This is a genomic window from Streptomyces sp. NPDC087901 (assembly GCF_044742205.1).
GTDB lineage: Bacteria > Actinomycetota > Actinomycetes > Streptomycetales > Streptomycetaceae > Streptomyces.
This window is the reverse complement of record NZ_JBIUUC010000006.1, coordinates 111,084-131,897: the sequence shown is the minus strand read 5'-3', so window position 1 is coordinate 131,897 and position 20,814 is coordinate 111,084. Positions and strand designations below refer to the sequence as shown.

The window sequence follows — 20,814 nt, the reverse complement described above, 5'->3', positions numbered from 1 at the left end:
GGAGACGTGCTGCGGCTGATGACCAAGTGGGGCATCCCTCGCCACCCGGCCAACGACTTCAGTAACCCTTTTGCCTCGATCGACGTCACCCTGTCCCCAACCATGCACGCCATCAGTCGGACGAAGAACTGCGTCCAGAGACTCCGCCACCTGATCCAGCTTCCCGGGCATCACAACATCAACGCCGCCGCCGTCGCTCTCGGAACCAAGTGGAGCACCCTCAACTACCAGCTCAAGCACATCAAAGACTTAGCTGGCTTCACCGTCATCGAACGATCCCGGCCCCTCGCCACCACCGCTGACGGCAGAACCCTCCTCACGGAGGCCCGGACACTGCTGAACATGCTCGACAGCCACTCTAAGTGACCGATAAGGCGGCCCACGTCGCACGATATTGGTTGGCTACCGGCCGCACTGCTCTGTCAGGGTGGCGGCCATGACACGTGCCTTCCTGCCCGGTCTTGAACTGGCGCGGCTGTTTCACACAGAGGTCGTCGCCCCCATCCTGAACACGGCGTTGGACAGGGTCCCGTATTCGGCAGCACTGATCGGCTGGGGCTCTGAAGTACAGGGTTTCGACACCACACGCTCAACCGACCATGCCTGGGGCCCCAGGATGCAGGTGTTCCTCAGCAGTGGCGACTTCCGCGCCCACGCGGACGAACTGGATGCCCTGCTCGACCGCGAACTGCCGCAGACGTTCCACGGCTACCCGGTCCGCTTCCCCTTTCCCGACAACGCACCGGCCCGGCACTGGGTTCACGTGAGTGACCTCCAGGGCTTCTTCACCGAGCACCTCGGCGAGGACCCAGCCGCCGGCCTGTCGGTGACCGGCTGGCTGACGACGCCGACGCAGGTGCTGCGCGAGCTGACCGGAGGCACCGTATTCCACGACGGGCTCGGCCTGCTGGATGCTTACCGCAAGGAACTGACCTGGTATCCGGACGACGTCTGGCGCTACATCCTGGCCTGCCAGTGGATGCGTCTGTCCCAGGAGGAACCGTTCGTCGGGCGCTGCGGAGAAGTCGGTGACGACCTGGGTTCCGCAGTAGTGGCCGCCCGACAGGTGCGCGACCTGATGAAACTGTGTCTGCTGATGAACCGGGTTTATCCGCCCTACAGCAAATGGCTGGGCACCGCGTTCGGAGGGCTCTCGTGCGCCGCGGCGCTCAAACCACTCCTCTCCGCGGCGCTGGCGGCGCAAAGCTGGGAGGAACGCGAGCGGCATCTGGCCCCGGCCTACGAGATCGTCGCAGGCATGCACAATGACCTGGGACTGACCGAACCGCTGGAAGCAAAGGCCCGCTACTTCCACACCCGGCCGTTCTTGGTCATCGACGGCTACCGCTTCACCGACACCCTGATGACCACGATCAACGACCCTCAGATCAGGGCGCTGCCTCCCGTCGGGGCGATCGACCAGTACATCGACAGCACTGATGTGACCGACCGCAATTTCGCCAATCGGCGCAGGCAGTACACCACTGGCCCGGCACCGGCCACGCCACAACTCGACAAGTAGGCAAGCGCGTCGGCCGACAGGACTCCGTCACTGGCTGTGACACATGCTCCGTCCGGCAGGGCGCCGATTGCGCACGGAGGGCCGACACCCGCAGTGCTCACTTCACGCGGAATCCGGTATTTCAGCTGGAGTCAGTGCGCACGAGAAGGTGGAACCTACAGTGCCTGGAGGTAGTTCAAGCAGGACGCGATCAGGCTGGTGGCCTCCACCGGCCGGTCGATCAACTCAGTGGCCAAGGACCCCGGTGTCAACACCGGGTCCCTGCGGAAATGGGTACGTGCGGCCGACGCCGCTCAGGTGGTGAATCACGCCGACCCGTGAGGGCTGCTGCGCAGCCGTGCCATCACGAACACCGGCGGCAGCGTGCGCCTCGCACTCGGCGTAGGGCCCGCCCCGCGACCACGAGAACGGCGGAGCACAGCACATCGCGCTCGCCACCACCGATGTCGTCACCGCAGCCCGCCGGTTCCGCGACGTGGGAGGGAAGCGCCGGCCGTACCCGCGAACTACTACGACGACCCGGCCGCCCACTACGCCTTCGACGACGGCGAGCTCGAGACGTACCGAAAACTCGGCATCCTGTACGACCGGGACGCCAGCGGCGGCCTCCTGCCTCGGTGCCGGCAGACGCCGTGTCCCACGCAGGTCATGTCACGTTACGCGAGGGTCGAGAGTCCCCGTTGTGCCGCGTTGCGGCGAGGCATGTTGCCGCTTGGGCGCAGCTCCTTCGGAGGGAAGGGCGGAGCCAGTGCCTTGCCACCTGTGAACCCGCAGGTCTGTGCCGGGGGCCGTCCCTTCAGAGGAGCTGCACCCTACGGCTGTCACGGTAGATGTAGGTGGCGATGGTCAGGGCTGTCGTCAGGTAGAAGAGCCACACCGGCAGGTGGGTCTCGTCGACGTGATGGTCGCCGACGCCGTAGGGGGCGCCGGATGACTCCAGCCAAAGGAGGCAGCCCACGGTGAGTGCCGCGCCCGCGTACCCCGCCGCCCGCAGGCGAACTTCGGAGGCCGGGACGAGCACCACCATCGCCGCCAGGGTCGTCGCCAACCCGACGAGGACACCGACGCCCGCGAGGCCGCTGTTGCCGACAGCCTCCAGGACGCTCCAGAACCCGCCGGACTTCTGCGAGTCCAGGTAGGCGGGCTGGAACAGCGTGACCGCGAACAGCGTCAGCAGCATCCCCGGGACGACGAGGCGCTCCTGCTGCGGTGCGGCTCTGCTGCGGGTGTGGCGGTCGCGGTAGACGTACATGGCGACGGTCAGTGCCGTCGCCAGGTAGAGGTGCCACATGCCGTCAGGGATTGGATCTTGGTGTTCGTCGTCGCGATCGTAGTAAGGAGGGTTGGACGAGCCCAGCCACAGGAGGCAGCCCACGGCGAGCGCCGCGCCCGCGTACCCCGCCACTCGCGCGCGCACTCCGGAGGCCGGGACGAGCACCGCCGCCAACACCAGGGTCGTCGCCAGCCCGGCAAACGCACCGACACCCACGGGGCCACCGTTACTGAGGGCCTCCAGGACCGTCCACGTGTCCGACCTGTACTCGTAGGCGGGCCGGAACAGGGAGGTGCCGCACAGCGCGAGCGCTGTCGCCGGCGGAAGAAACCGTTCCAGGGTGTCGTGCCGGACCGGCTCGGGCGGTCCGACGGGCTGGGGTGGTCTCACCGGCTCTGCCGGCGTGCGCAGCAGTTCGGCGCACTCGGCCGCGGTGGGCCGTTGTTCGTGTCCGGGGGAGGTCATGCGGGTGAGCAGGGACAGCAGGTGCCCGGGGACACCGGCTTGGGCCTGCACCGTGAGTTGCGCGGCGGCCAGACGATGGCCGGTGAGCTTCTCGACCAGGACCAGGCCGAGGGCGTACACGTCCGAGGCCGGCGTGGCAGCGTAACCCTGCATCTGTTCGGGAGCCATGTACGCGGGGGTGCCGAAGAACCGTCCCGTAGCGGTGACGGTACGGGTGAGGGAGGCGTCGTCACGGGCGATGCCGAAGTCCATCAGCACGACGCGCCCGTCCGCGCAGATCATGATGTTGGCGGGCTTGACGTCCCGGTGCACGACCCTCGCCTCGTGAACGTGCGCGAGCGCGTCCGCCAGGCACGCGCCGGTCTCGATGACCGAGTCCACCTGTGCCGTCTCCCAGGTAGCACCGCTGAGCTCTTCCATCACCAGGTACGGCAACGGGTGGCCATCATGGTCAATCGTTCCCGCATCGTGAACGGTGACGATGCTGCCGTGGTGGAGCGAGGCGAGGGTCTGGGCTTCGCGCGCGAAGCGTCTGGCTGCTTCCGGGTACTGCATGACGCCGGTCACGAACTTGATGGCGACCCGTCGGTTGAGCGTGAGGTCCAGCGCGTTCCAGACTTCCCCCAATCCGCCTCTTCCCAGGACGTGCTGCACGCGATACCTATCCCCGATAGCCAAGCCCCCGTGCACCTGACCTCCTCCACAAGTCGTCGTGATGTCGCGTCAACTGGCCTCGGGGCTGCCCTGGATGGCTGCAGCTCCTCTGAAGGGACGCGCCCGGCACAGACCTGCGGATTCGCAAGTGGCAAAGCACTGGCTCAGCCCGTCCCTTCAAAGGAGTTACCCCCCTGCACGGCTGCGTGACTGAGATCACGCGGGCTACGTCAACGGGAACGATAGGCGAAGGTGCGAGTTCAGGCACAGGGGCCTTCCTCGTATGCCCTGGACCACCCCGCGTTGTACGTCGTCGTCGCGGTCGGCCACATCGGCTCCTTCACCGCCCTGTCCTTCGTGCTCCGCGCGGGCATGGCCCTCGCCTCGCCTACGGCATCCGGGGCGCTTGTGGTGCCACCCTGACTGCCATCGTGGCAACCGTCATCTCCGGCGACCCGCTGACCCGCTGACCCGCTGACCCGCTGACCCGCTGACCGCGATGATGGTGGTGGGCATCGGCCTCATCATCGTCGGCGTCCTGTTCATCGAACTCGGCGCCGCCCACCGACCGGCCGTCCCACAGGGCAGCCAGGGGAGGACGCGGGGTTTGAGCAGAGGGAAGGGCGGTTACTCAAACTGCCGATCGAAGAACGTCGGCCTACCGATCCGGATCCCGCTGCCAGCGGTGACTGTCGATTGACAGCGCGACGGAACATTCTGCTCATGATCCGCCGACAAGATCGTTGCTCATCACGCGGATTGAGTCGTTTCCGCAGGAACCAGTGCTCACGAAGTCGCGCTCCCTACAGTGTCTCCAGGGCCCGGGAGACAGACTCAGCGGCGAAGCAACCCGGAGCGGTACAGGCTCCTCGGGTCAGTCAGGGAGCGGAATCCGCAGGGCCGGCCAGGGGAGCGGAATTCTCACTCGATCAGGCCGCCCGCTCGTCCGTGCCGGGCACCTTGGCGGTGGACAGAGCGATGCGGTTCCAGGTGTTGATGGCGAAGATCAGGGCCAGCAGTCCGGCGAGTTCGGCCTCCTCGAACACCGCGGCCGCACGGGCGTAGACGTCGGCCGGCACGCCGCCGTGGGAGACCAGGGTGACGGCCTCCGTGAGCGCCAGCGCGGCCCGTTCCTCGGTGGTGAAGAAGTGCGCGGCCTCCCTCCAGACCGCCACCATGTGCAGCCGCTCCTCGCTCTCCCCCGCCTTGCGGGCGTCGGTGGTGTGCATGTGCAGGCAGTACGCGCAGCCGTTGAGCTGCGAGGAGCGGATCTGCACCAGTTCCACCAGTGCGGGATCCAGGCCCTGACGTGCGGCGGCATCGAAGCCGATGAGGGCCTTGAACGCCTTCGGGGCGGCCTTGGCGAAGTTGATGCGGGGAGCGTCGATGGCGTCTGCTGCTGCTTCGTGGTTCGTCATGTCCTCTACGTTAGGAGCGGCAAAGACCTCGCGTAGGGTGCATTTTCATGTCGGATTCATGGGTCAATTCCGCGGAGCGGATCGGCAGCGACCTGCTCCTCGACCTGGCGGGGCCGGGCAGTCGCCGGGCCGTCCTCATCCGCGCGCTCCGCGACGCCGTACGGGAGGGGAGGCTGGCCCCCGGCACCCGGCTGCCGCCCTATCGGTCGCTCGCCGCCGACCTGGGCCTGGCCCGCAACACCGTCGCCGACGCCTACGCCGAGCTGGTCGCGGAGGGCTGGCTGACCGCCCGGCAGGGTTCCGGCACCCGGGTCGCCCGGCGCACCGCACCCGTGGCGCCCGCCCGGGTCCCGAAGAAGGCGCCGCACCGCCCGGCCGGCCCCGTCCACGACCTGCACCAGGGCAAGCCGGACCCCGGTTCGTTCCCCCGCACCGCCTGGCTCGGCGCCGCCCGGCGTGCCCTGAACGCCGCACCGAACGATGCCTTCGGGCCGGGCGACCCGCAGGGCCGCATCGAGCTCCGGCGGGCCCTGGCGGACTACCTGGGGCGCTCGCGCGGGGTCCGTACCGCCCCCGAACGGATCGTGGTCTGCTCCGGGTTCGCCCATGCGCTGCGGCTGCTGTTCGGGGGCGGTGTCCTGCGCGGCCCGCTGGCCGTGGAGTCCTACGGGCTCGCCTTCCACCGGTCGATCCTGGAAGCCGCCTCCGTGCGCACGGTCCCGCTGACGCTCGACGAGGACGGCGCGTGCGTCGACGAACTGACCGGACTGCCCGGTGTGCGGGGCGTCCTGCTCACCCCGGCCCACCAGTTCCCCACCGGTGGGCCGCTGCATCCGGAGCGGCGTTCGGCCGTCATCGACTGGGCCCGCGGCCGGGGCGGACTGGTCCTGGAGGACGACTACGACGGGGAGTTCCGGTACGACCGGGAGCCGGTGGGTGCCGTGCAGGGGCTGGACCCGGAGCGCGTCCTCTATGCCGGTTCGGTCAGCAAGAGCCTGTCACCGGCGGTCCGGCTGGGCTGGATGGTGCTGCCGGAACACCTCGTCGACCGGGTACTGGCGGCGAAGGGCGAACGTGAGGCATGGGCGAGCGTGCCGGATCAGCTGGCCCTCGCCGAACTCATCGAATCGGGCCACTACGACCGCCATGTCCGCCGCATGCGCCAGCGCTACCGCGGCCGTCGCGACCAGCTCGTCGCGGCCCTCGACGCCCATGCGCCGCACATCACGCCCACCGGCATCGCCGCCGGACTGCACGCCGTCCTGCGACTGCCGCCCGGCAGCGAGCAGTCCACGGTCAAGGCCGCCGTCTGGCAGGGGCTCGGCCTCGACGGGCTCGACGCCTTCCGTCATCCGGCTGCGACGATGCCGGCCCCGGACGGCCTGGTCGTGGGGTACGCCTCCCCTCCGGACCACGCGTTCGCCGCGGCGCTGGAAGCGCTCTGCCGAGCCCTGCCGCCGGCCTGACGCCCGGCCGGTGGGTCGGTGGCCCGGTGGGTCGGTGGGCCGGCAGGTCAGCGGGGCAGCCGGTCAACCGGTCAGCCGGTCGGACAGGGCCTACATCCAGGAGGGCGGGGCGGGCGCGACGATCGGCCGGTCGCTGACGACGGCGGCCATGACCAGAGGTGCGTCCCCGTCACTCCGGCCGACGCTCACCCCCACCCAGCGCCCCTGCGCGGACACCGGTCCCCATACCGCGAGGTCGCCGTAGCAGTCCTCGTCGAGCAGGGCCTCGAAGAGCGGCGGCGCCGCTTCTCCCTGCTGCCGCAGGAGGGAGGACATCTCACTGCCGTCCTCCTGCCGGAGAAGCAGGACATGGACGGCCACCTGGTGGTGGGCACCCCAGCGGCCCTCCAATTCCTTGACGAGCGAGGCCAGCTGCGCCTCGGCCGCCTCCTCCGCTTCGTCCCACCCGGTGCCGTCCGCCTCGTCGAGGAGGCCGCTCTCCCAGAGCGGGGCGATCCGGAAGCCCTCACCCACGGTCACCGTCCACTCCCCCGTGCCCGGCTCCCCCTCGGCCACCGTCGGCCCGGCGGCCGGCAGCGGCGCGGCAAGCAGGGCCTCGATGTCGGCGACGGCCCGCGCGATGTCGAACGTCTCTCCGGCCCGGGCGCTCACCGCGCGGCCCGGCCCGTCGGCAGCGGGACGGTGTTCCCGCACGGCCCCTGAAGTCGCACCATGGGGTAGTTCAACTTCCGCCTCCGTCAGCGCAGTTGCCGATCGCCTTCACCCGGCATTTTGACCGGGCGGGTTCCGTCCCTCCAGGACCACCTTCAGCCCGTCCGTCAGATCCTGCGCCGACGGCGCCGAGTCACGGTCCATCATCCACTGGACCATGACCCCGGCGAGCAGCGCCTGGCAGAACAGTCCGGCCACCCGCGCCTTCTCGGGATCGGTCTCCGGGTCGATGCCCAGCATGTTCTCCGCGAGCCCGTTCCGGCCCTCGCGCTGCGGGCCGGCCAGGGCCTTCTGCAGTTCGGGATCGGTGTCGATCCTGGAGATGACCTCCATCTGGAGCTGCCAGACCGACCGGGTCTGCTCGTAGCTGCCGATCACGCGGTCCCAGGTCTCGCGGAACTGGTCGAGGGGCACCCGGGACCCGTCCTCACCGTCGGCGGCCCCCTCGGATTCGTTGGTCAGCATGTCGCCCCACTCCTCCGTCACCTTGATGAAGGCGAGGTTGAGCAGGGCCTCCTTGGATCCGTAGTGGTAGCCGATGGACGCCAGGTTCGTACCGGAGGCGGCCACGATGTCGCGTGCCGTCGTCCGGGCGTACCCCTTCTCCAGCAGGCAGCGCTTGGCGCCTTCGAGCAGATCCTCACGATGTCCCATGACAGCAGCGTACCCGGCATGTGGACGTTCGTGTAAGACACACGTCTACATGCCGGGTACGGCAGATCCGGGAGCGATCCCGCCGGTGAGGAATCAGCCGGTGAGGTTCACCGAGCGGGCCGAGGCCGCGCCGATCTCGGAGGAGATCTCGGTCAGCACCGACGCCGGGACGTCGTCGTCCACGGTGAGGACGACCAGCGCCTCGCCGCCCGCGGCGGCCCGGGAGACCTGCATGCCCGCGATGTTCAGACCGGCCTCGCCGAGGATCTTGCCGACCGCGCCGACGACGCCGGGGCGGTCGTCGTAGCGCAGCACGACCATGTGGTCGGCGAGCGCCAGGTCCACATCGTGCTCGCCGATCGCGACGATCTTCTGGAGGTGCTTGGGCCCGGCCAGCGTGCCGGAGACCGCGATCTCCTCGCCGCTGGACAGCGTGCCGCGGACGGTGACCACGTTGCGGTGGTCGGGCGACTCGGAGCTGGTGGTGAGGCGGACCTCGACACCGCGCTCCTGCGCGAACAGCGGGGCGTTGACGTACGACACGGTCTCGTCGACGACGTCCTCGAAGACGCCCTTGAGCGCGGAGAGTTCGAGCACCTTCACGTCGTGCTGGGTGATCTCGCCGTACACCTCGACGTCGAGGCGGGCCGCGACCTCGCCCGCGAGCGCGGTGAAGATCCGGCCGAGCTTCTCGGCGAGCGGCAGTCCGGGACGGACGTCCTCGGCGATGACGCCGCCCTGGACGTTGACCGCGTCCGGCACGAGTTCACCGGCCAGCGCGAGACGGACGGACTTGGCGACCGCGATGCCCGCCTTCTCCTGGGCCTCGTCGGTGGAAGCGCCGAGGTGCGGAGTGCAGACGACCTGGTCGAACTGGAACAGCGGGGAGTCCGTGCAGGGCTCCTTCGTGTACACGTCGAGACCGGCGCCGGCGACGCGGCCCTCCTTGAGGGCGGAGGCGAGCGCCTCCTCGTCGACGATGCCGCCGCGCGCGGCATTGACGATGCGCACCGAGGGCTTCACCTTGTGCAGCGCCTCGTCACCGATCAGGCCGAGCGTCTCCGGGGTCTTCGGGAGGTGCACGGTGATGAAGTCGGAGACCTCCAGCAGCTCGTCCAGCGAGAGGAGCTTGACGCCCATCTGCGCGGCGCGCGCCGGCTGGACGTAGGGGTCGTACGCGACGATCTTCATGCCGAAGGCCGACATGCGCTGGGCGACCAGGACGCCGATGCGGCCGAGGCCGACGACACCGAGGGTCTTCTCGCTCAGCTCGACGCCGGTGTACTTGGAGCGCTTCCACTCGCCGTTCTTGAGGGCGGTGTTGGCCTGGGGGATGTTGCGCGCCGTGGCGACGAGCAGACCGCAGGCGAGCTCGGCGGCGGTGACGATGTTGGAGGTCGGTGCGTTCACGACCATCACGCCGGCCTTGGTGGCCGAGGAGACGTCGACGTTGTCCAGGCCGACGCCCGCGCGGGCGACGACCCGCAGCTTCTTCGCGGCAGCGATGGCCTCGGCGTCGACCTTGGTGGCGGAGCGCACCAGGATGGCGTCGACATCGACGATCGCGGGAAGGAGCGCGGCGCGGTCCGCGCCGTTGCAGTGCCGGATCTCGAAGTCCGGGCCCAGGGCGTCCACCGTGGCAGGCGACAGCTCTTCAGCGATGAGTACGACAGGTTTCGAGCTCACGTGAGTCCTCACAGATCCAGTGCGGACGGCCGTCCCGACGGCCGCAGGCGGTGGAGGGGCTTGCCGCGTGGAAGACGCACGACACTGTGGGCCTGACGCGTGTATGTGTGGAGAAGTGTAGTCATGCGCGAGGACGCAATCTGCGCCCCGTTGGAAGGATCACCCACATGAGGCTGGACGACTTGTACACACGTACGGCGCCGCCTCTTCCAGCGGTGAAGCGGGGATGACGCCTGAGGGGCGGGTCCGGGACCCGCCCCTCAGGCATCGGTGTTACGCGTCGTCGTCGTTGACCCAGCTCATGAGCTTGCGCAGCTCACGGCCGGTGGTCTCCAGCAGGTGGTCGCTGTCGGCCTTCTTGTACTCGTTGTACTTGGGCAGACCGTTGTGGTACTCGGCCATCCAGGCGTTGGCGAAGGTGCCGTCCTGGATCTCGGTGAGGACCTTCTTCATCTCGGCCTTGGTGGCGTCCGTGATGATCCGCGGGCCGGTGACGTAGTCGCCCCACTCGGCGGTCTCCGAGATCGACCAGCGCATCTTCTCCAGGCCGCCCTCGTACATGAGGTCGACGATGAGCTTCAGCTCGTGCAGGCACTCGAAGTACGCGATCTCCGGCTGGTAGCCGGCCTCGGTCAGCGTCTCGAAACCGGCCTTCACCAGAGCGGCGGTGCCACCACAGAGGACGGCCTGCTCACCGAACAGGTCGGTCTCGGTCTCCTCGGTGAAGGTCGTCTTGATGACGCCGGCGCGGGTGCCGCCGATGCCCTTGGCGTACGAGAGGGCGAGCTCGAGGCCCTTGCCCGTGGCGTCCTGCTCGACGGCCACGATGCAGGGAACGCCGCGGCCCTCCTCGTACTGGCGGCGGACCAGGTGGCCCGGGCCCTTGGGGGCGACCATGCAGACGTCCACGCCGGCCGGCGGCTTGATGAAGCCGAAGCGGATGTTCAGGCCGTGGCCGAAGAACAGCGCGTCGCCGTCCTTGAGGTTGTCCTTGACGGACTCCTCGTAGACCTGGGCCTGGATCGGGTCCGGAACGAGGATCATGATGACGTCGGCCTCGGCGGACGCCTCGGCCGGGGTCACCACACGCAGGCCCTGCTCCTCGGCCTTGGCCTTGGACTTGGAGCCCTCGTGCAGACCGACACGGACGTCGACACCCGAGTCGCGCAGCGACAGCGCGTGGGCGTGGCCCTGGCTGCCGTAACCAAGGACCGCGACCTTGCGGCCCTGGATGATGGACAGGTCGGCATCGTCGTCGTAGAACAGCTCGGCCACTGGGTCTTCTCCTTGGTGTGCAGGTGTTGCGTCCCACCGTACGGCGGGGTGCGTCAGTTACGTTTTCGGGTCTCGCCATACGAGCGGCGTGGCGGACCCGGAATGATTTATGCCGTGCGGTCGAGGGCGCGCAGCGACCGGTCGGTGATCGAGCGCGCGCCACGTCCTATGGCGATGGTGCCGGACTGGACGAGCTCCTTGATGCCGAACTGCTCCAGCATCTTGAGCATCGCCTCCAGCTTGTCGGCGCCTCCGGTCGCCTCGATCGTGACGGCCTCCGGGGAGACGTCCACGGTCTTGGCGCGGAACAGCTGGACGATCTCGACGATCTGGGAGCGGGTCTCGTTGTCGGCGCGGACCTTCACCAGGACGAGCTCTCGCTGGATCGCAGCGGACGGCTCGAGTTCGACGATCTTCAGGACGTTGACCAGCTTGTTGAGCTGCTTGGTCACCTGCTCCAGGGGCAGGTCCTCGACACTCACGACGATGGTGATGCGGGAGATGTCGGGGTGTTCGGTGGTACCGACCGCGAGCGAGTCGATGTTGAAGCCGCGGCGGGAGAACAGGGCGGTGATCCGGGCGAGGACACCGGGCTTGTTCTCGACCAGGACGGAGAGTGTGTGCTTGGTGGACATGGAAGTCGGTCTCTCTCTGTCTCTCAGTCGTCTTCGTTGTCGCCGAAGTCGGGGCGGACACCACGGGCTGCCATGACCTCGTCGTTCGAGGTGCCGGCGGCGACCATCGGCCACACCATGGCGTCCTCGTGGACGATGAAGTCGATGACGACCGGGCGGTCGTTGATCGAATTGGCCTCGGCGATGACCTTGTCCAGGTCGGCCGGGTCCTCGCAGCGGATCGCGTAGCAGCCCATGGCCTCGGACAGCTTGACGAAGTCGGGCACCCGGGTGCCCTTCGCCGCGTTGCCGTCGGTGTCGGCGCCGGAGTGCAGCACGGTGTTGGAGTAGCGCTGGTTGTAGAACAGGGTCTGCCACTGGCGGACCATCCCGAGTGCGCCGTTGTTGATGATGGCGACCTTGATCGGGATGTTGTTGAGCGCGCAGGTGGTGAGCTCCTGATTGGTCATCTGGAAGCAGCCGTCACCGTCGACCGCCCAGACCGTGCGGTCCGGCATGCCGGCCTTGGCGCCCATCGCGGCCGGGACCGCGTACCCCATCGTCCCGGCACCGCCGGAGTTCAGCCAGGTGGAGGGCTGCTCGTAGTTGATGAAGTGCGAGGCCCACATCTGGTGCTGGCCGACGCCCGCCGCGAAGATCGTGCCCTCGGGGGCGAGTTCACCGATCCGCTGGATGACCTGCTGCGGCGAGAGGCTGCCGTCCTCCGGCAGGTCGTAGCCGACCGGGTAGGTGTCGCGCCACCGGTTGAGGTCCTTCCACCAGGCGGCGTAGTCGCCGGTGTGGCCGTCGGTGTGCTCCGCCTGGACCGCCTGGACGAGGTCGGCGATGACCTCGCGGGCATCCCCGACGATCGGCACGTCGGCGGCACGGTTCTTGCCGATCTCCGCCGGGTCGATGTCCGCGTGCACGATCTTGGCGTACGGGGCGAAGCTGTCCAGCTTGCCGGTGACCCGGTCGTCGAACCGGGCGCCGAGCGCGACGATCAGGTCGGCCTTCTGCAGCGCGGTGACGGCGGTGACCGAACCGTGCATGCCGGGCATCCCCACGTGCAGCGGGTGGCTGTCCGGGAAGGAGCCGAGCGCCATCAGGGTGGTGGTGACGGGCGCTCCGGTGAGCTCGGCCAGCACCTTGAGTTCGGCGGTGGCCCCGGCCTTCATGACGCCGCCGCCGACATACAGCACCGGGCGCTTGGCCTGGGTGATGAGCTTGGCGGCCTCGCGGATCTGCTTGGCATGCGGCTTGGTGACCGGGCGGTAGCCGGGCAGGTCCATGGCCGGGGGCCAGCTGAAGGTGGTCTTTGACTGGAGGGCGTCCTTGGCGATGTCGACGAGGACGGGGCCCGGACGGCCGGTGGAGGCGATGTGGAAGGCCTCCGCGATCGTGTGCGCGATGTCCTCGGCGCGGGTGACCAGGAAGTTGTGCTTGGTGATCGGCATGGTGATGCCGCAGATGTCGGCTTCCTGGAAGGCATCCGTACCGATGGCGGCCGAGGCCACCTGGCCGGTGATCGCGACCATGGGCACGGAGTCCATGGCCGCGTCGGCGATCGGGGTGACCAGGTTGGTGGCGCCGGGACCCGAGGTGACCATGCAGACGCCGACCTTGCCGGTGGCCTGCGCGTAACCAGTGGCCGCGTGACCCGCGCCCTGCTCGTGGCGGACCAGGATGTGGCGGACCCGGGTGGAGTCCATCAGCGGGTCGTACGCCGGCAGGATGCAGCCGCCAGGGAGGCCGAATACGGTGTCGGCCCCGACTTCCTCAAGAGAACGGATGAGGGACTGCGCGCCCGTGAGGTGCTCAACGGTGGCGGACGACGATCCGCCGTTACGGGCCCGCGGCTGGGGATGGTGGGCCCCGGTGGCCTGCTCGGTCATCGGCATTCTCTTCTCGAAGCTGAGGGTTTTTGCGAGTGTTTTGCGATGGTTTGCGTGGTGCCGGTGCAACAAAAAACCCCTCGTGCCGTGAGGCAAGCGAGGGGAGCGCGTCGGTGCGGTCTGCAGAGTGTCACCGAGGAACTCTGCTTCAGCCGACGCGCTTTCCAAGTACGAGAATTCGGGTGCGCATGGCACTGACCCTCTCTCCGACGCACTCGACGTGTCAAGTGGGTGGGACGGGCGTCTCACCATGTGAGCCGGTGAGGAGGGGGACGGAGCCGCCCGCGAGGACCGGCTGGACGGGCGGATTGCCGGGCACCGGGAACTCACCGCGGACCAGGGCGCGGCGCAGCCGGTACTCGTCCAGCGGGCCGGAGAAGGCCATGCCCTGGCCGTGCGTACACCCCATCGCGCGCAGGGCGAGAACCTGCTCCGGTACGTCGACGCCGTCGGCCACGGACTGCATGCCGAGGTCACACGCGATCCGCAGCAGCCCGCTGGTGATCTTGTGCAGCCGGGCGGACTCGACGACGCCCTCGACCAGGCCGCGGTCCAGCTTCAGCACGTCGATGGGAAGCCGGCGCAGGGCGTTGATCGCCGCGTAGCCGCTGCCGAAGCCGTCCAGCGCGATCCGTACGCCGAGGCGCCGCAGGGCGACCAGTCGCTGTTCGAGCTCGTCGAAGGAGACCCGGGGGTCACTGTCGGCGACCTCGATCATCAGGGCCCCGGACGGCAGCCCGTGCCGCGTCAGCAGCGCCTCGACGGAGCCGAACGGCGTCCCCTTGTCGAGGAGTCTGCGGGCGGAGAGCCGGACGGCGACGGAGACCTGGTGGCCGGCCCTGGCCCGGTCGGCGGCCTGCTCGACGGCCTCTTCGAGGAGCCAGCGGCCCAGCTCCGCGGTGCGGTCGCTGTCCTCGGCCACGCGGAGGAACTCGGCGGGCGTGAAGAGGATGCCCTGGGCGGAGCGCCAGCGGGCCTGCGCGGCTACGGCCGCGACCGTGCCGCTGGCCAGATGGACGACGGGCTGATGGAGCAGCGCGAACTCGCCGTCGCGCAGCGCGGTGCGCAGCCGGGCCGCCAGCTCGGAGCGGCGCACCACCTCGGCCTGCATCTGCGGGGCGTACAGCTCGACGCGGTCCTTGCCGCCGGCCTTGGCGCGGTACATGGCCAGGTCGGCGTTGCGCATGAGGTCGTTGGGGGTGATGCCGGGCTCGGCGAAGGCGACCCCGATGGAGGCGGTGACCCGGACCTCGCCGGCGCCGATGCGGTAGGGCTGGGAGAGCGTGAGGCGCAGCCGGTCGGCGATCTCGTGGACCTGGTACTCACGGGCGGCCTGGTCGCTTCCGCCGTCGCCGACGATGAGGGCGGCGAACTCGTCCCCGCCGAGGCGGGCCGCGGTGTCCCCTGCCCGGACGGCCTCCTGGAGTCGGCGGGCGGCCTGGATGAGCAGCTCGTCGCCGGCCTGGTGGCCCAGCCGGTCGTTGGCCGCCTTGAAGCCGTCCAGGTCGATGAAGAGCACGGCGGTGCCCGCGTCGCCCGCCCGGCGGCCGCCGAGGGCCCGGCGGACCCGGTCGGTGAAGAGTGCCCGGTTGGGCAGGTCGGTGAGCGGGTCGTGCTCCGCGTTGTGCTGTAACTGAGCCTGCAGGCGCACCCGCTCGGTCACATCGCGGCTGTTGAGGATCAGGCCGCCCTGGTGACGGTTGACGGTGGACTCGACGTTCAGCCATTCACCGGTGCCGGAGCGGAAGCGGCACTCGATGCGGGTGGCGGGCTCCTCACCGGGCGGGGCTGCGAGGAACCGCCGCACCTCGTGGACCACCCCGCCGAGGTCCTCGGGATGGATGATCGAGGAGAGCTCGGCACCGATGAGGTCGTCCGCCTCGCGTCCGTAGACTCCGGCGGCGGCGGGGCTGACATAGCGGAGTATGCCGGTCGGTGCGGCGATCATGATGACATCACTGGAGCCCTGCACCAGGGAGCGGAAGTGGTTCTCCTTCTGGGCCAGTTCCTGGGTGAGGGCGATGTTGTCGACGAGCATGATGCCCTGCCGGACGACCAGCGCGAGCACCACCGTGCACCCGGTGAAGACCACGACGCGGTCCACGCGGCGGCCCTCGATGACGTTGTAGAGGATGCCCAGGGTGCAGACCGCCGCGGCGAGATACGGCGTCAGCGCGGCCAGCGAGCCGGAGATGGGGCGGCTGGTGGTGCGGGGAGCGGCCCGCTGCCGGTCGGCATCGTCGTCGTCCCGGGCGACGCCCCAGGGTGCGTACGCGAGGAGCAGCGATCCGGCGAACCAGCCGGCGTCGAGCAACTGGCCGGACCGGTAGGTCTGGCGCAGCAGCGGCGAGGTGAACAGGGCGTCGCACAGGACGGTGAGGGCCAGCGCGGCGATGGCGGTGTTCACCGCGGCGCGGTTGACGCTGGAGCGTCGGAAGTGCAGCGCGAGCACCATGGAGACCAGCACGATGTCGAGCAGCGGATAGGCCAGCGAGAGAGCGGCGCGGGCCACGCTGGCACCCTCGACGTCCGCCACGTGTGCGGTGTGGGCGAGAGCGAGGCTCCAGGAGAGCGTGAGGAGCGATCCGCCGATCAGCCAGGAGTCGAGAACCAGACAGACCCAGCCGGCCCGGGTGACGGGGCGCTTGGCCAGGACGAGCAGTCCGACGATGGCGGGCGGCGCGAAGCAGAGGAAGAAGACGTCGGCGAGGGAGGGGCTGGGGACCTGGACCTCACGCACGAACTCGTACCAGCCCCACACCCCGTTGCCCGCCGCGGCCATCAGGGAGGAGAGCGAGAACAGCAGCCAGGCGGGCCGGAATCTGTTGTCCGCGGCGCGCGCGAACAGGAAGCACGAGACGGCGGCGACCAGGGCGGCCGCGCTCAGACCGAAGTCCCCCATGAACACCGCGAGTCGATCCGTGCCCCACCCCACGGCCCCACCCACCGCGTATCCCGCGCAGACGAGGCCGAGGAGGAGCCGCGGGACCAGTGCGGGCGCCCGGTCCGCGACCGGCCGACTGGCCAGGAATGCCCCACGGGTGCTCGCCGGGGCGCTCACCGGGGTGCCCCCGATGCCGCCGGACGGCTGCGGCGCCGGCGCACCGGACGCAGCGCCGGGAGCCGTCGGCCGCCCTGCCGTGTCGGATCGTTCGCCCCTCGGCCGTACATCGCCCGTCGCCCCCTCGCGTGTGGCTTCCTCCCCGGCGCCGCCCTCCACGGCGCAGCCCCCCTTTCGGGACGATACACCAGACCCGTCACAGAGGGACATAGTTCCTCTACTCTCCGTGACGACCTGCGGTGTTGTCGGCACGGAGTGGTACGGCTCGTGCTCGCAGCGTGTTCAGCCGGTGGTGCGTACGACGTTGTGCACCGGCTCCCCCGCGGCGAAACGGCTGAGCTGGCCGGCGAGCAGACGCTTGGCACGCGGCAGGAACGCCGAAGTGCTGCCGCCGACATGCGGAGTGATGAGGACGTTCGGAGCATGCCAGAGGGCATGGCCGGAAGGGAGCGGTTCCGGGTCGGTGACATCGAGGGCGGCGTGCAGCCGGCCGGACTCGAGTTCGGACAACAGGGCCGAGGTGTCGACGACACCGCCGCGGGCCACGTTCACCAGCAGCGCCCCGTCCGGCATCGCGGCGAGGAAGTCCGCGCCGACCAGCCCCTGCGTGGACGGGTTCAGCGGGGTGGAGAGAATGACGATGTCGGCCTCGGGCAACAGTGCGGGCAGATCGTCGAGTGTGTGTACGGGCCCGCGTGCGGTTGTCCGTGCGGAGCGCGCGACGCGCGCCACCCGCGCGCACTCGAAGGGCGCGAGCCGGTCCTCGATGGCGGAGCCGATCGATCCGTACCCCACGATCAGCACGGACTTGTCGGCGAGGGCCGGGTAGAAGCCGGACCGCCACTCCTCCTTGTCCTGGCCGTGCACGAAGCCGGGAAACCCGCGCAGCGAGGCGAGGATCAGGGCGAGGGTGAGCTCGGCGGTGGAGGCCTCGTGGACCCCCTTGGCGTTGCACAGCCGTACGCCCGCGGGCAACAGCCCGAGGCCCGGCTCCACATGGTCGATGCCCGCGGAGAGGGTCTGCACGACCTGGACCCCGCCCATGCCGCCGAGCGGACGGACCGCCACCACCGGTCCCTTCATGTAGGGCACGACGTAGAAGGCGCAGTGCGCGGGGTCGGCGGGGAAGTCCTGGCCGCCGTCCCAGAAGCGGTAGTTGAGACCCTCGGGGAGCCCCTCGATCTCGTCGGCCGGGAAGGGCAGCCATACGTCGGGGGCGGTGGCGGAATAAGTGGTGGAAGTCATGGTCAGGAGGCTATGCGAAGCACCGGAGGACGCAGAGGTTAGCTTGGGGGGTGCGGTACGAGGGAGGGTTCGGGGAGTTGGAGCGCAGAAGTCTCGGTGCGGCGGCGCTCGCCGTGGGCGCGGTCGGCCTCGGCTGCATGCCGATGAGCTGGGCGTACAGCGCCTCACGGCAGCGGGGTGACGAGGCGTTGCGTGCGGTGCACGCGGCGCTCGACGCGGGCGTCGAACTGCTCGACACCGCCGACATGTACGGGCCGTTCACCAATGAGCTGCTGGTGGGGCGGGCGTTGAAGGGGCGCCGTGAGCAGGCTTTCCTCTCCACCAAGTGCGGGCTGCTGGTGGGCGATCAGCACATCGTGGCCAACGGCCGGCCCGGCTACGTACGGCGGGCCTGCGACGCCTCGTTGCGGCGGCTGCAGACCGATGTGATCGATCTGTACCAGCTCCACCGGGCCGATCCCGAGGTGCCCGTGGAGGAGACCTGGGGCGCGATGTCGGAGCTGGTGACCGCGGGCAAGGTGCGAGCGCTCGGGCTGTGCGCGGTCGGTGCCAGAGCCGGACGCCGGCGCGGAGCGCGGACGCACGACGAAACGATCCGGCAGCTGGAGCGGGTCCAGCAGGTCTTTCCGGTGAGCGCGGTGCAGGCGGAGCTCTCCGTGTGGTCCCCGCAGGCGTTGGAGGCTCTGCTTCCCTGGTGTGCGGCGCGCGGGGTCGGGGTACTGGCCGCGATGCCGCTGGGCAGCGGCTATCTGACGGGGACGCTCACTCCGGGGCAGGGTTTCGAGCCGGAGGATCTGCGGGCCAGGCATCCGCGGTTCACCGCCGAGATGATGGCAGCGAACCAGCCGGTGGTGGTGGGGCTGCGGCGGATCGCGGAGCGGTACGGGGCGACGCCGGCGCAGGTCGCGCTGGCCTGGGTGCTGCGGCAGGGGCCCCAGGTGGTTCCGGTGCCGGGGACCAAGCAGGAGCGGTGGGCCGTCGAGAACGCGGCGGCGGCCGGGCTGACGCTGACGGTGCAGGACCTCGACGAGATCGACCGGCTGCCGGCCGCACGGGAGTCGTGGGACTGAGGGCCGCACGCCGGCCGTCGGGGGGTGCGGTTTGATCGCCGAGCGAGAAAGTCCGCGGGCTTCGGGAACCCTGGGCGCGGCTGCGGTGTAAGAACAGTGGACAGGCGGTCGTCGAAGGGGTCGGTGCTGTGCGCGGTGCGAGGTTCGGATCTGTGCGGGAACCGGTGGGGCGTCGCGCGACGCCCCGCGGGGGTGGTCACGGTGCGCGGCAGGGTGCGGTGGCCGTGCTGGCGGCCGGTGCCCTGATGTTCGGTGCGGGGTGCTCCTCGCAGGAGGGTGTCGAGAGCACGACAGGCCAGGGGGTGAGCTCACCGGCCGGCACGTCCGCGCCCCCGCCGGGCCGGGCGGCCTCGCCGTCCACGTCGCCGTCGGCCTCGCGCCCCCCGGCCGATCTGCCGCCCGCGAAGGGCTCGGTGAAGGTGGTGTCGACCCTCACGGAGGGGCTGGACTCGCCGTGGGGTCTCGCGAAGCTGCCGGACGGCGATCTGCTGGTGTCCTCGCGCGACAAGGGGACTATCACCCGGATCGACGCGAAGAGCGGGAAGAAGACGCTGCTGGGCACCGTGCCGGGGGTGGCAGCGGCCGGGGAGGGCGGGCTGCTGGGCCTCGCCGTCTCCCCCGACTACGGCACCGACCACCTGGTGTACGCGTACTTCACCACCGCTTCGGACAACCGCATCGCCCGCATGCTCTACGACGAGGACGGGACGACCCCCGGTCAGCTGCTGGGCGCCCCGGACACGATTCTGCGGGGCATCCCGAAGGGCGCCGTCCACAACGGCGGCCGGATCGCCTTCGGCCCCGACCGCATGCTGTACGCGGGCACGGGCGAGACGGGGGACGACGGCCTCGCGCAGGACAAGAAGTCGCTGGCCGGCAAGATCCTGCGGATGACCCCGGACGGTGAGCCGCTGCACGGCAATCCGGAGGCCGACTCCGTGGTGTATTCGTACGGTCACCGCAATGTGCAGGGTCTGGCGTGGGACGGGAACAAGCAGCTGTGGGCGTCCGAGTTCGGCCAGGACACCTGGGACGAGCTGAACCGGATCGTGCCGGGCGGGAACTACGGCTGGCCGGAGGCCGAGGGCAAGGCCGGCCAGGCCGGATTCCTTGATCCCGTGGCACAGTGGAAGACGTCCGAGGCGTCCCCGAGCGGTATCGCCTTCGTCAAGGGATCGATCTGGATGGCCGGTCTGCGGGGTGAGCGGCTCTGGCGGATCCCGCTGTCCGGTACGGCGGACAAGGAACCTCTGGCGGCACCGCAGTCGTTCCTGGAGGGTAAGTACGGCCGTCTGCGCACCGTGCTCGCGGCGGGCGGCAACAGACTCTGGCTCGTGACGAGCGAGACGGACACCCGCGGCACCCCGAAGCCGGGAGACGACAGGATCCTGGTGGTCGAGGTGCGGTAGGGCCTTTCGGACGAGAGGCCCCGGCGGCCACAGCAGGCGGAAGGGTGCGCAGCCCGTGTTCAATTTCTTCGAGGAGCTCTTCGCACCCGGCCGCAAGCACACCGCGGAGGAGCAGAAGCGGCTGGAGCTGACCCGGGTGGATCTCGGCATCGGCGACCCCGCGCGCGGCCCCATCGACCTGACTTCGGGCAAGGTCGTGGTCCGTCGCCGTGACGAGGACGAGGACGGGGACCCGGGCGGGACGGACGGGGACCGCGGCGGCACGGACGACGGCGATGCGGACGAGGGCGGCGGATCCGACGGGGGCGGTGCGGGCGGCGACGGCGACGGGGGCGACGGGGCCTGACCCCGCGGAGGCCGCCCCGATGCCGCTGCCCGGATGCCGCCGCCCCGATG

At 69.8% G+C, this 20,814-nt stretch carries 17 protein-coding genes and 1 pseudogene; 8 read left to right on the top strand and 10 right to left on the bottom strand.

Annotation, left to right across the window (positions count from 1 at the left end):
• Positions 1 to 6 precede the first annotated feature (6 nt).
• The 3 genes and pseudogenes from ACIOEW_RS20810 to ACIOEW_RS20800 all read left to right on the top strand — a co-directional run.
• Complete coding sequence (locus tag ACIOEW_RS20810; RefSeq protein ID WP_401965065.1) at positions 7 to 366, top strand: LysR family transcriptional regulator; 360 nt, start codon at positions 7 to 9, stop codon at positions 364 to 366.
• 70 nt (positions 367 to 436) lie between these two features.
• Entirely contained in the window at positions 437 to 1,522 is a 1,086-nt protein-coding gene (locus ACIOEW_RS20805; RefSeq protein WP_401965064.1) for a DUF4037 domain-containing protein, read from the top strand.
• A 186-nt stretch (positions 1,523 to 1,708) separates the two neighbouring features.
• Positions 1,709 to 1,843 (top strand): annotated as a pseudogene (locus ACIOEW_RS20800) (transposase); the annotation flags it as partial.
• Positions 1,844 to 2,318: 475 nt separating this feature from the next.
• On the opposite strand, the gene ACIOEW_RS20795 reads toward ACIOEW_RS20800, so the two are convergent.
• The gene (locus ACIOEW_RS20795) at positions 2,319 to 3,914 is read right to left on the bottom strand and encodes a serine/threonine-protein kinase (protein ID WP_401965062.1); all 1,596 of its coding nucleotides are present in this window, start codon (positions 3,912 to 3,914) and stop codon (positions 2,319 to 2,321) included.
• 252 nt (positions 3,915 to 4,166) lie between these two features.
• On the opposite strand from ACIOEW_RS20795, the gene ACIOEW_RS20790 reads away from it, so the two are divergent.
• Positions 4,167 to 4,337, top strand: coding sequence for a hypothetical protein (locus ACIOEW_RS20790; protein WP_401965061.1), 171 nt, complete (start codon positions 4,167 to 4,169; stop codon positions 4,335 to 4,337).
• Between the two features lie 506 nt (positions 4,338 to 4,843).
• On the opposite strand, the gene ACIOEW_RS20785 is transcribed toward ACIOEW_RS20790, so the two are convergent.
• On the bottom strand, positions 4,844 to 5,332 hold the full coding sequence (locus ACIOEW_RS20785) for a carboxymuconolactone decarboxylase family protein (RefSeq protein ID WP_401965060.1): 489 nt from the start codon (positions 5,330 to 5,332) through the stop codon (positions 4,844 to 4,846).
• Positions 5,333 to 5,379: 47 nt separating this feature from the next.
• Between ACIOEW_RS20785 and ACIOEW_RS20780 the strand changes: the two genes are divergently transcribed.
• Positions 5,380 to 6,798, top strand: a complete 1,419-nt coding sequence (locus ACIOEW_RS20780; RefSeq protein WP_401965059.1) for a PLP-dependent aminotransferase family protein — start codon at positions 5,380 to 5,382, stop codon at positions 6,796 to 6,798.
• A gap of 90 nt (positions 6,799 to 6,888) precedes the next feature.
• Here the strand turns inward: ACIOEW_RS20780 and ACIOEW_RS20775 are convergent, their stop codons facing one another.
• From ACIOEW_RS20775 to ACIOEW_RS20740, 8 genes are all read right to left on the bottom strand, one after another.
• Positions 6,889 to 7,449, bottom strand: coding sequence for a hypothetical protein (locus ACIOEW_RS20775; RefSeq protein WP_401965209.1), 561 nt, complete (start codon positions 7,447 to 7,449; stop codon positions 6,889 to 6,891).
• Between the two features lie 108 nt (positions 7,450 to 7,557).
• Positions 7,558 to 8,163 (bottom strand): TetR/AcrR family transcriptional regulator, encoded by a 606-nt coding sequence (locus ACIOEW_RS20770; protein ID WP_401965057.1) that lies wholly within the window; start codon positions 8,161 to 8,163, stop codon positions 7,558 to 7,560.
• A gap of 93 nt (positions 8,164 to 8,256) precedes the next feature.
• Positions 8,257 to 9,849 carry a phosphoglycerate dehydrogenase gene (gene serA, locus ACIOEW_RS20765; RefSeq protein WP_362556124.1) on the bottom strand — a complete coding sequence of 531 codons (1,593 nt, stop codon included), beginning with the start codon at positions 9,847 to 9,849 and terminating at the stop codon, positions 8,257 to 8,259.
• Between the two features lie 273 nt (positions 9,850 to 10,122).
• Positions 10,123 to 11,124 carry a ketol-acid reductoisomerase gene (gene ilvC, locus ACIOEW_RS20760; RefSeq protein ID WP_330829645.1) on the bottom strand — a complete coding sequence of 334 codons (1,002 nt, stop codon included), beginning with the start codon at positions 11,122 to 11,124 and terminating at the stop codon, positions 10,123 to 10,125.
• A gap of 107 nt (positions 11,125 to 11,231) precedes the next feature.
• A complete protein-coding gene (ilvN, locus tag ACIOEW_RS20755) occupies positions 11,232 to 11,759 on the bottom strand; it encodes an acetolactate synthase small subunit (RefSeq protein ID WP_350991098.1) in 528 nt (175 codons plus the stop codon).
• 23 nt (positions 11,760 to 11,782) lie between these two features.
• Positions 11,783 to 13,639 carry an acetolactate synthase large subunit gene (locus ACIOEW_RS20750; protein ID WP_362556126.1) on the bottom strand — a complete coding sequence of 619 codons (1,857 nt, stop codon included), beginning with the start codon at positions 13,637 to 13,639 and terminating at the stop codon, positions 11,783 to 11,785.
• Between the two features lie 217 nt (positions 13,640 to 13,856).
• The gene (locus ACIOEW_RS20745; protein ID WP_401965056.1) at positions 13,857 to 16,694 is read right to left on the bottom strand and encodes a putative bifunctional diguanylate cyclase/phosphodiesterase; all 2,838 of its coding nucleotides are present in this window, start codon (positions 16,692 to 16,694) and stop codon (positions 13,857 to 13,859) included.
• 282 nt (positions 16,695 to 16,976) lie between these two features.
• Positions 16,977 to 17,939 (bottom strand): 2-hydroxyacid dehydrogenase, encoded by a 963-nt coding sequence (locus ACIOEW_RS20740; RefSeq protein WP_401965054.1) that lies wholly within the window; start codon positions 17,937 to 17,939, stop codon positions 16,977 to 16,979.
• A gap of 77 nt (positions 17,940 to 18,016) precedes the next feature.
• Here ACIOEW_RS20740 and ACIOEW_RS20735 point away from each other — a divergent pair, with 77 nt between their 5' ends.
• From ACIOEW_RS20735 to ACIOEW_RS20725, 3 genes are all read left to right on the top strand, one after another.
• The gene (locus ACIOEW_RS20735) at positions 18,017 to 19,009 is read left to right on the top strand and encodes an aldo/keto reductase (RefSeq protein WP_362556130.1); all 993 of its coding nucleotides are present in this window, start codon (positions 18,017 to 18,019) and stop codon (positions 19,007 to 19,009) included.
• A gap of 218 nt (positions 19,010 to 19,227) precedes the next feature.
• Positions 19,228 to 20,418 carry a PQQ-dependent sugar dehydrogenase gene (locus tag ACIOEW_RS20730; protein ID WP_401965053.1) on the top strand — a complete coding sequence of 397 codons (1,191 nt, stop codon included), beginning with the start codon at positions 19,228 to 19,230 and terminating at the stop codon, positions 20,416 to 20,418.
• A 55-nt stretch (positions 20,419 to 20,473) separates the two neighbouring features.
• Positions 20,474 to 20,764 carry a DUF6191 domain-containing protein gene (locus ACIOEW_RS20725; protein ID WP_401965052.1) on the top strand — a complete coding sequence of 97 codons (291 nt, stop codon included), beginning with the start codon at positions 20,474 to 20,476 and terminating at the stop codon, positions 20,762 to 20,764.
• Positions 20,765 to 20,814: the final 50 nt, after the last annotated feature.

Coding starts and splice junctions, on each gene's coding strand:
- ilvN (WP_350991098.1), bottom strand. CDS start 11,759: ATGTCCACCAAGCACACACTCTCCGTCCTGGTCGAGAACAAGCCCGGT.
- ACIOEW_RS20805 (WP_401965064.1), top strand. CDS start 437: ATGACACGTGCCTTCCTGCCCGGTCTTGAACTGGCGCGGCTGTTTCAC.
- ACIOEW_RS20740 (WP_401965054.1), bottom strand. CDS start 17,939: ATGACTTCCACCACTTATTCCGCCACCGCCCCCGACGTATGGCTGCCC.
- ACIOEW_RS20780 (WP_401965059.1), top strand. CDS start 5,380: ATGTCGGATTCATGGGTCAATTCCGCGGAGCGGATCGGCAGCGACCTG.
- ACIOEW_RS20750 (WP_362556126.1), bottom strand. CDS start 13,639: ATGCCGATGACCGAGCAGGCCACCGGGGCCCACCATCCCCAGCCGCGG.
- ACIOEW_RS20770 (WP_401965057.1), bottom strand. CDS start 8,163: ATGGGACATCGTGAGGATCTGCTCGAAGGCGCCAAGCGCTGCCTGCTG.
- ACIOEW_RS20785 (WP_401965060.1), bottom strand. CDS start 5,332: ATGACGAACCACGAAGCAGCAGCAGACGCCATCGACGCTCCCCGCATC.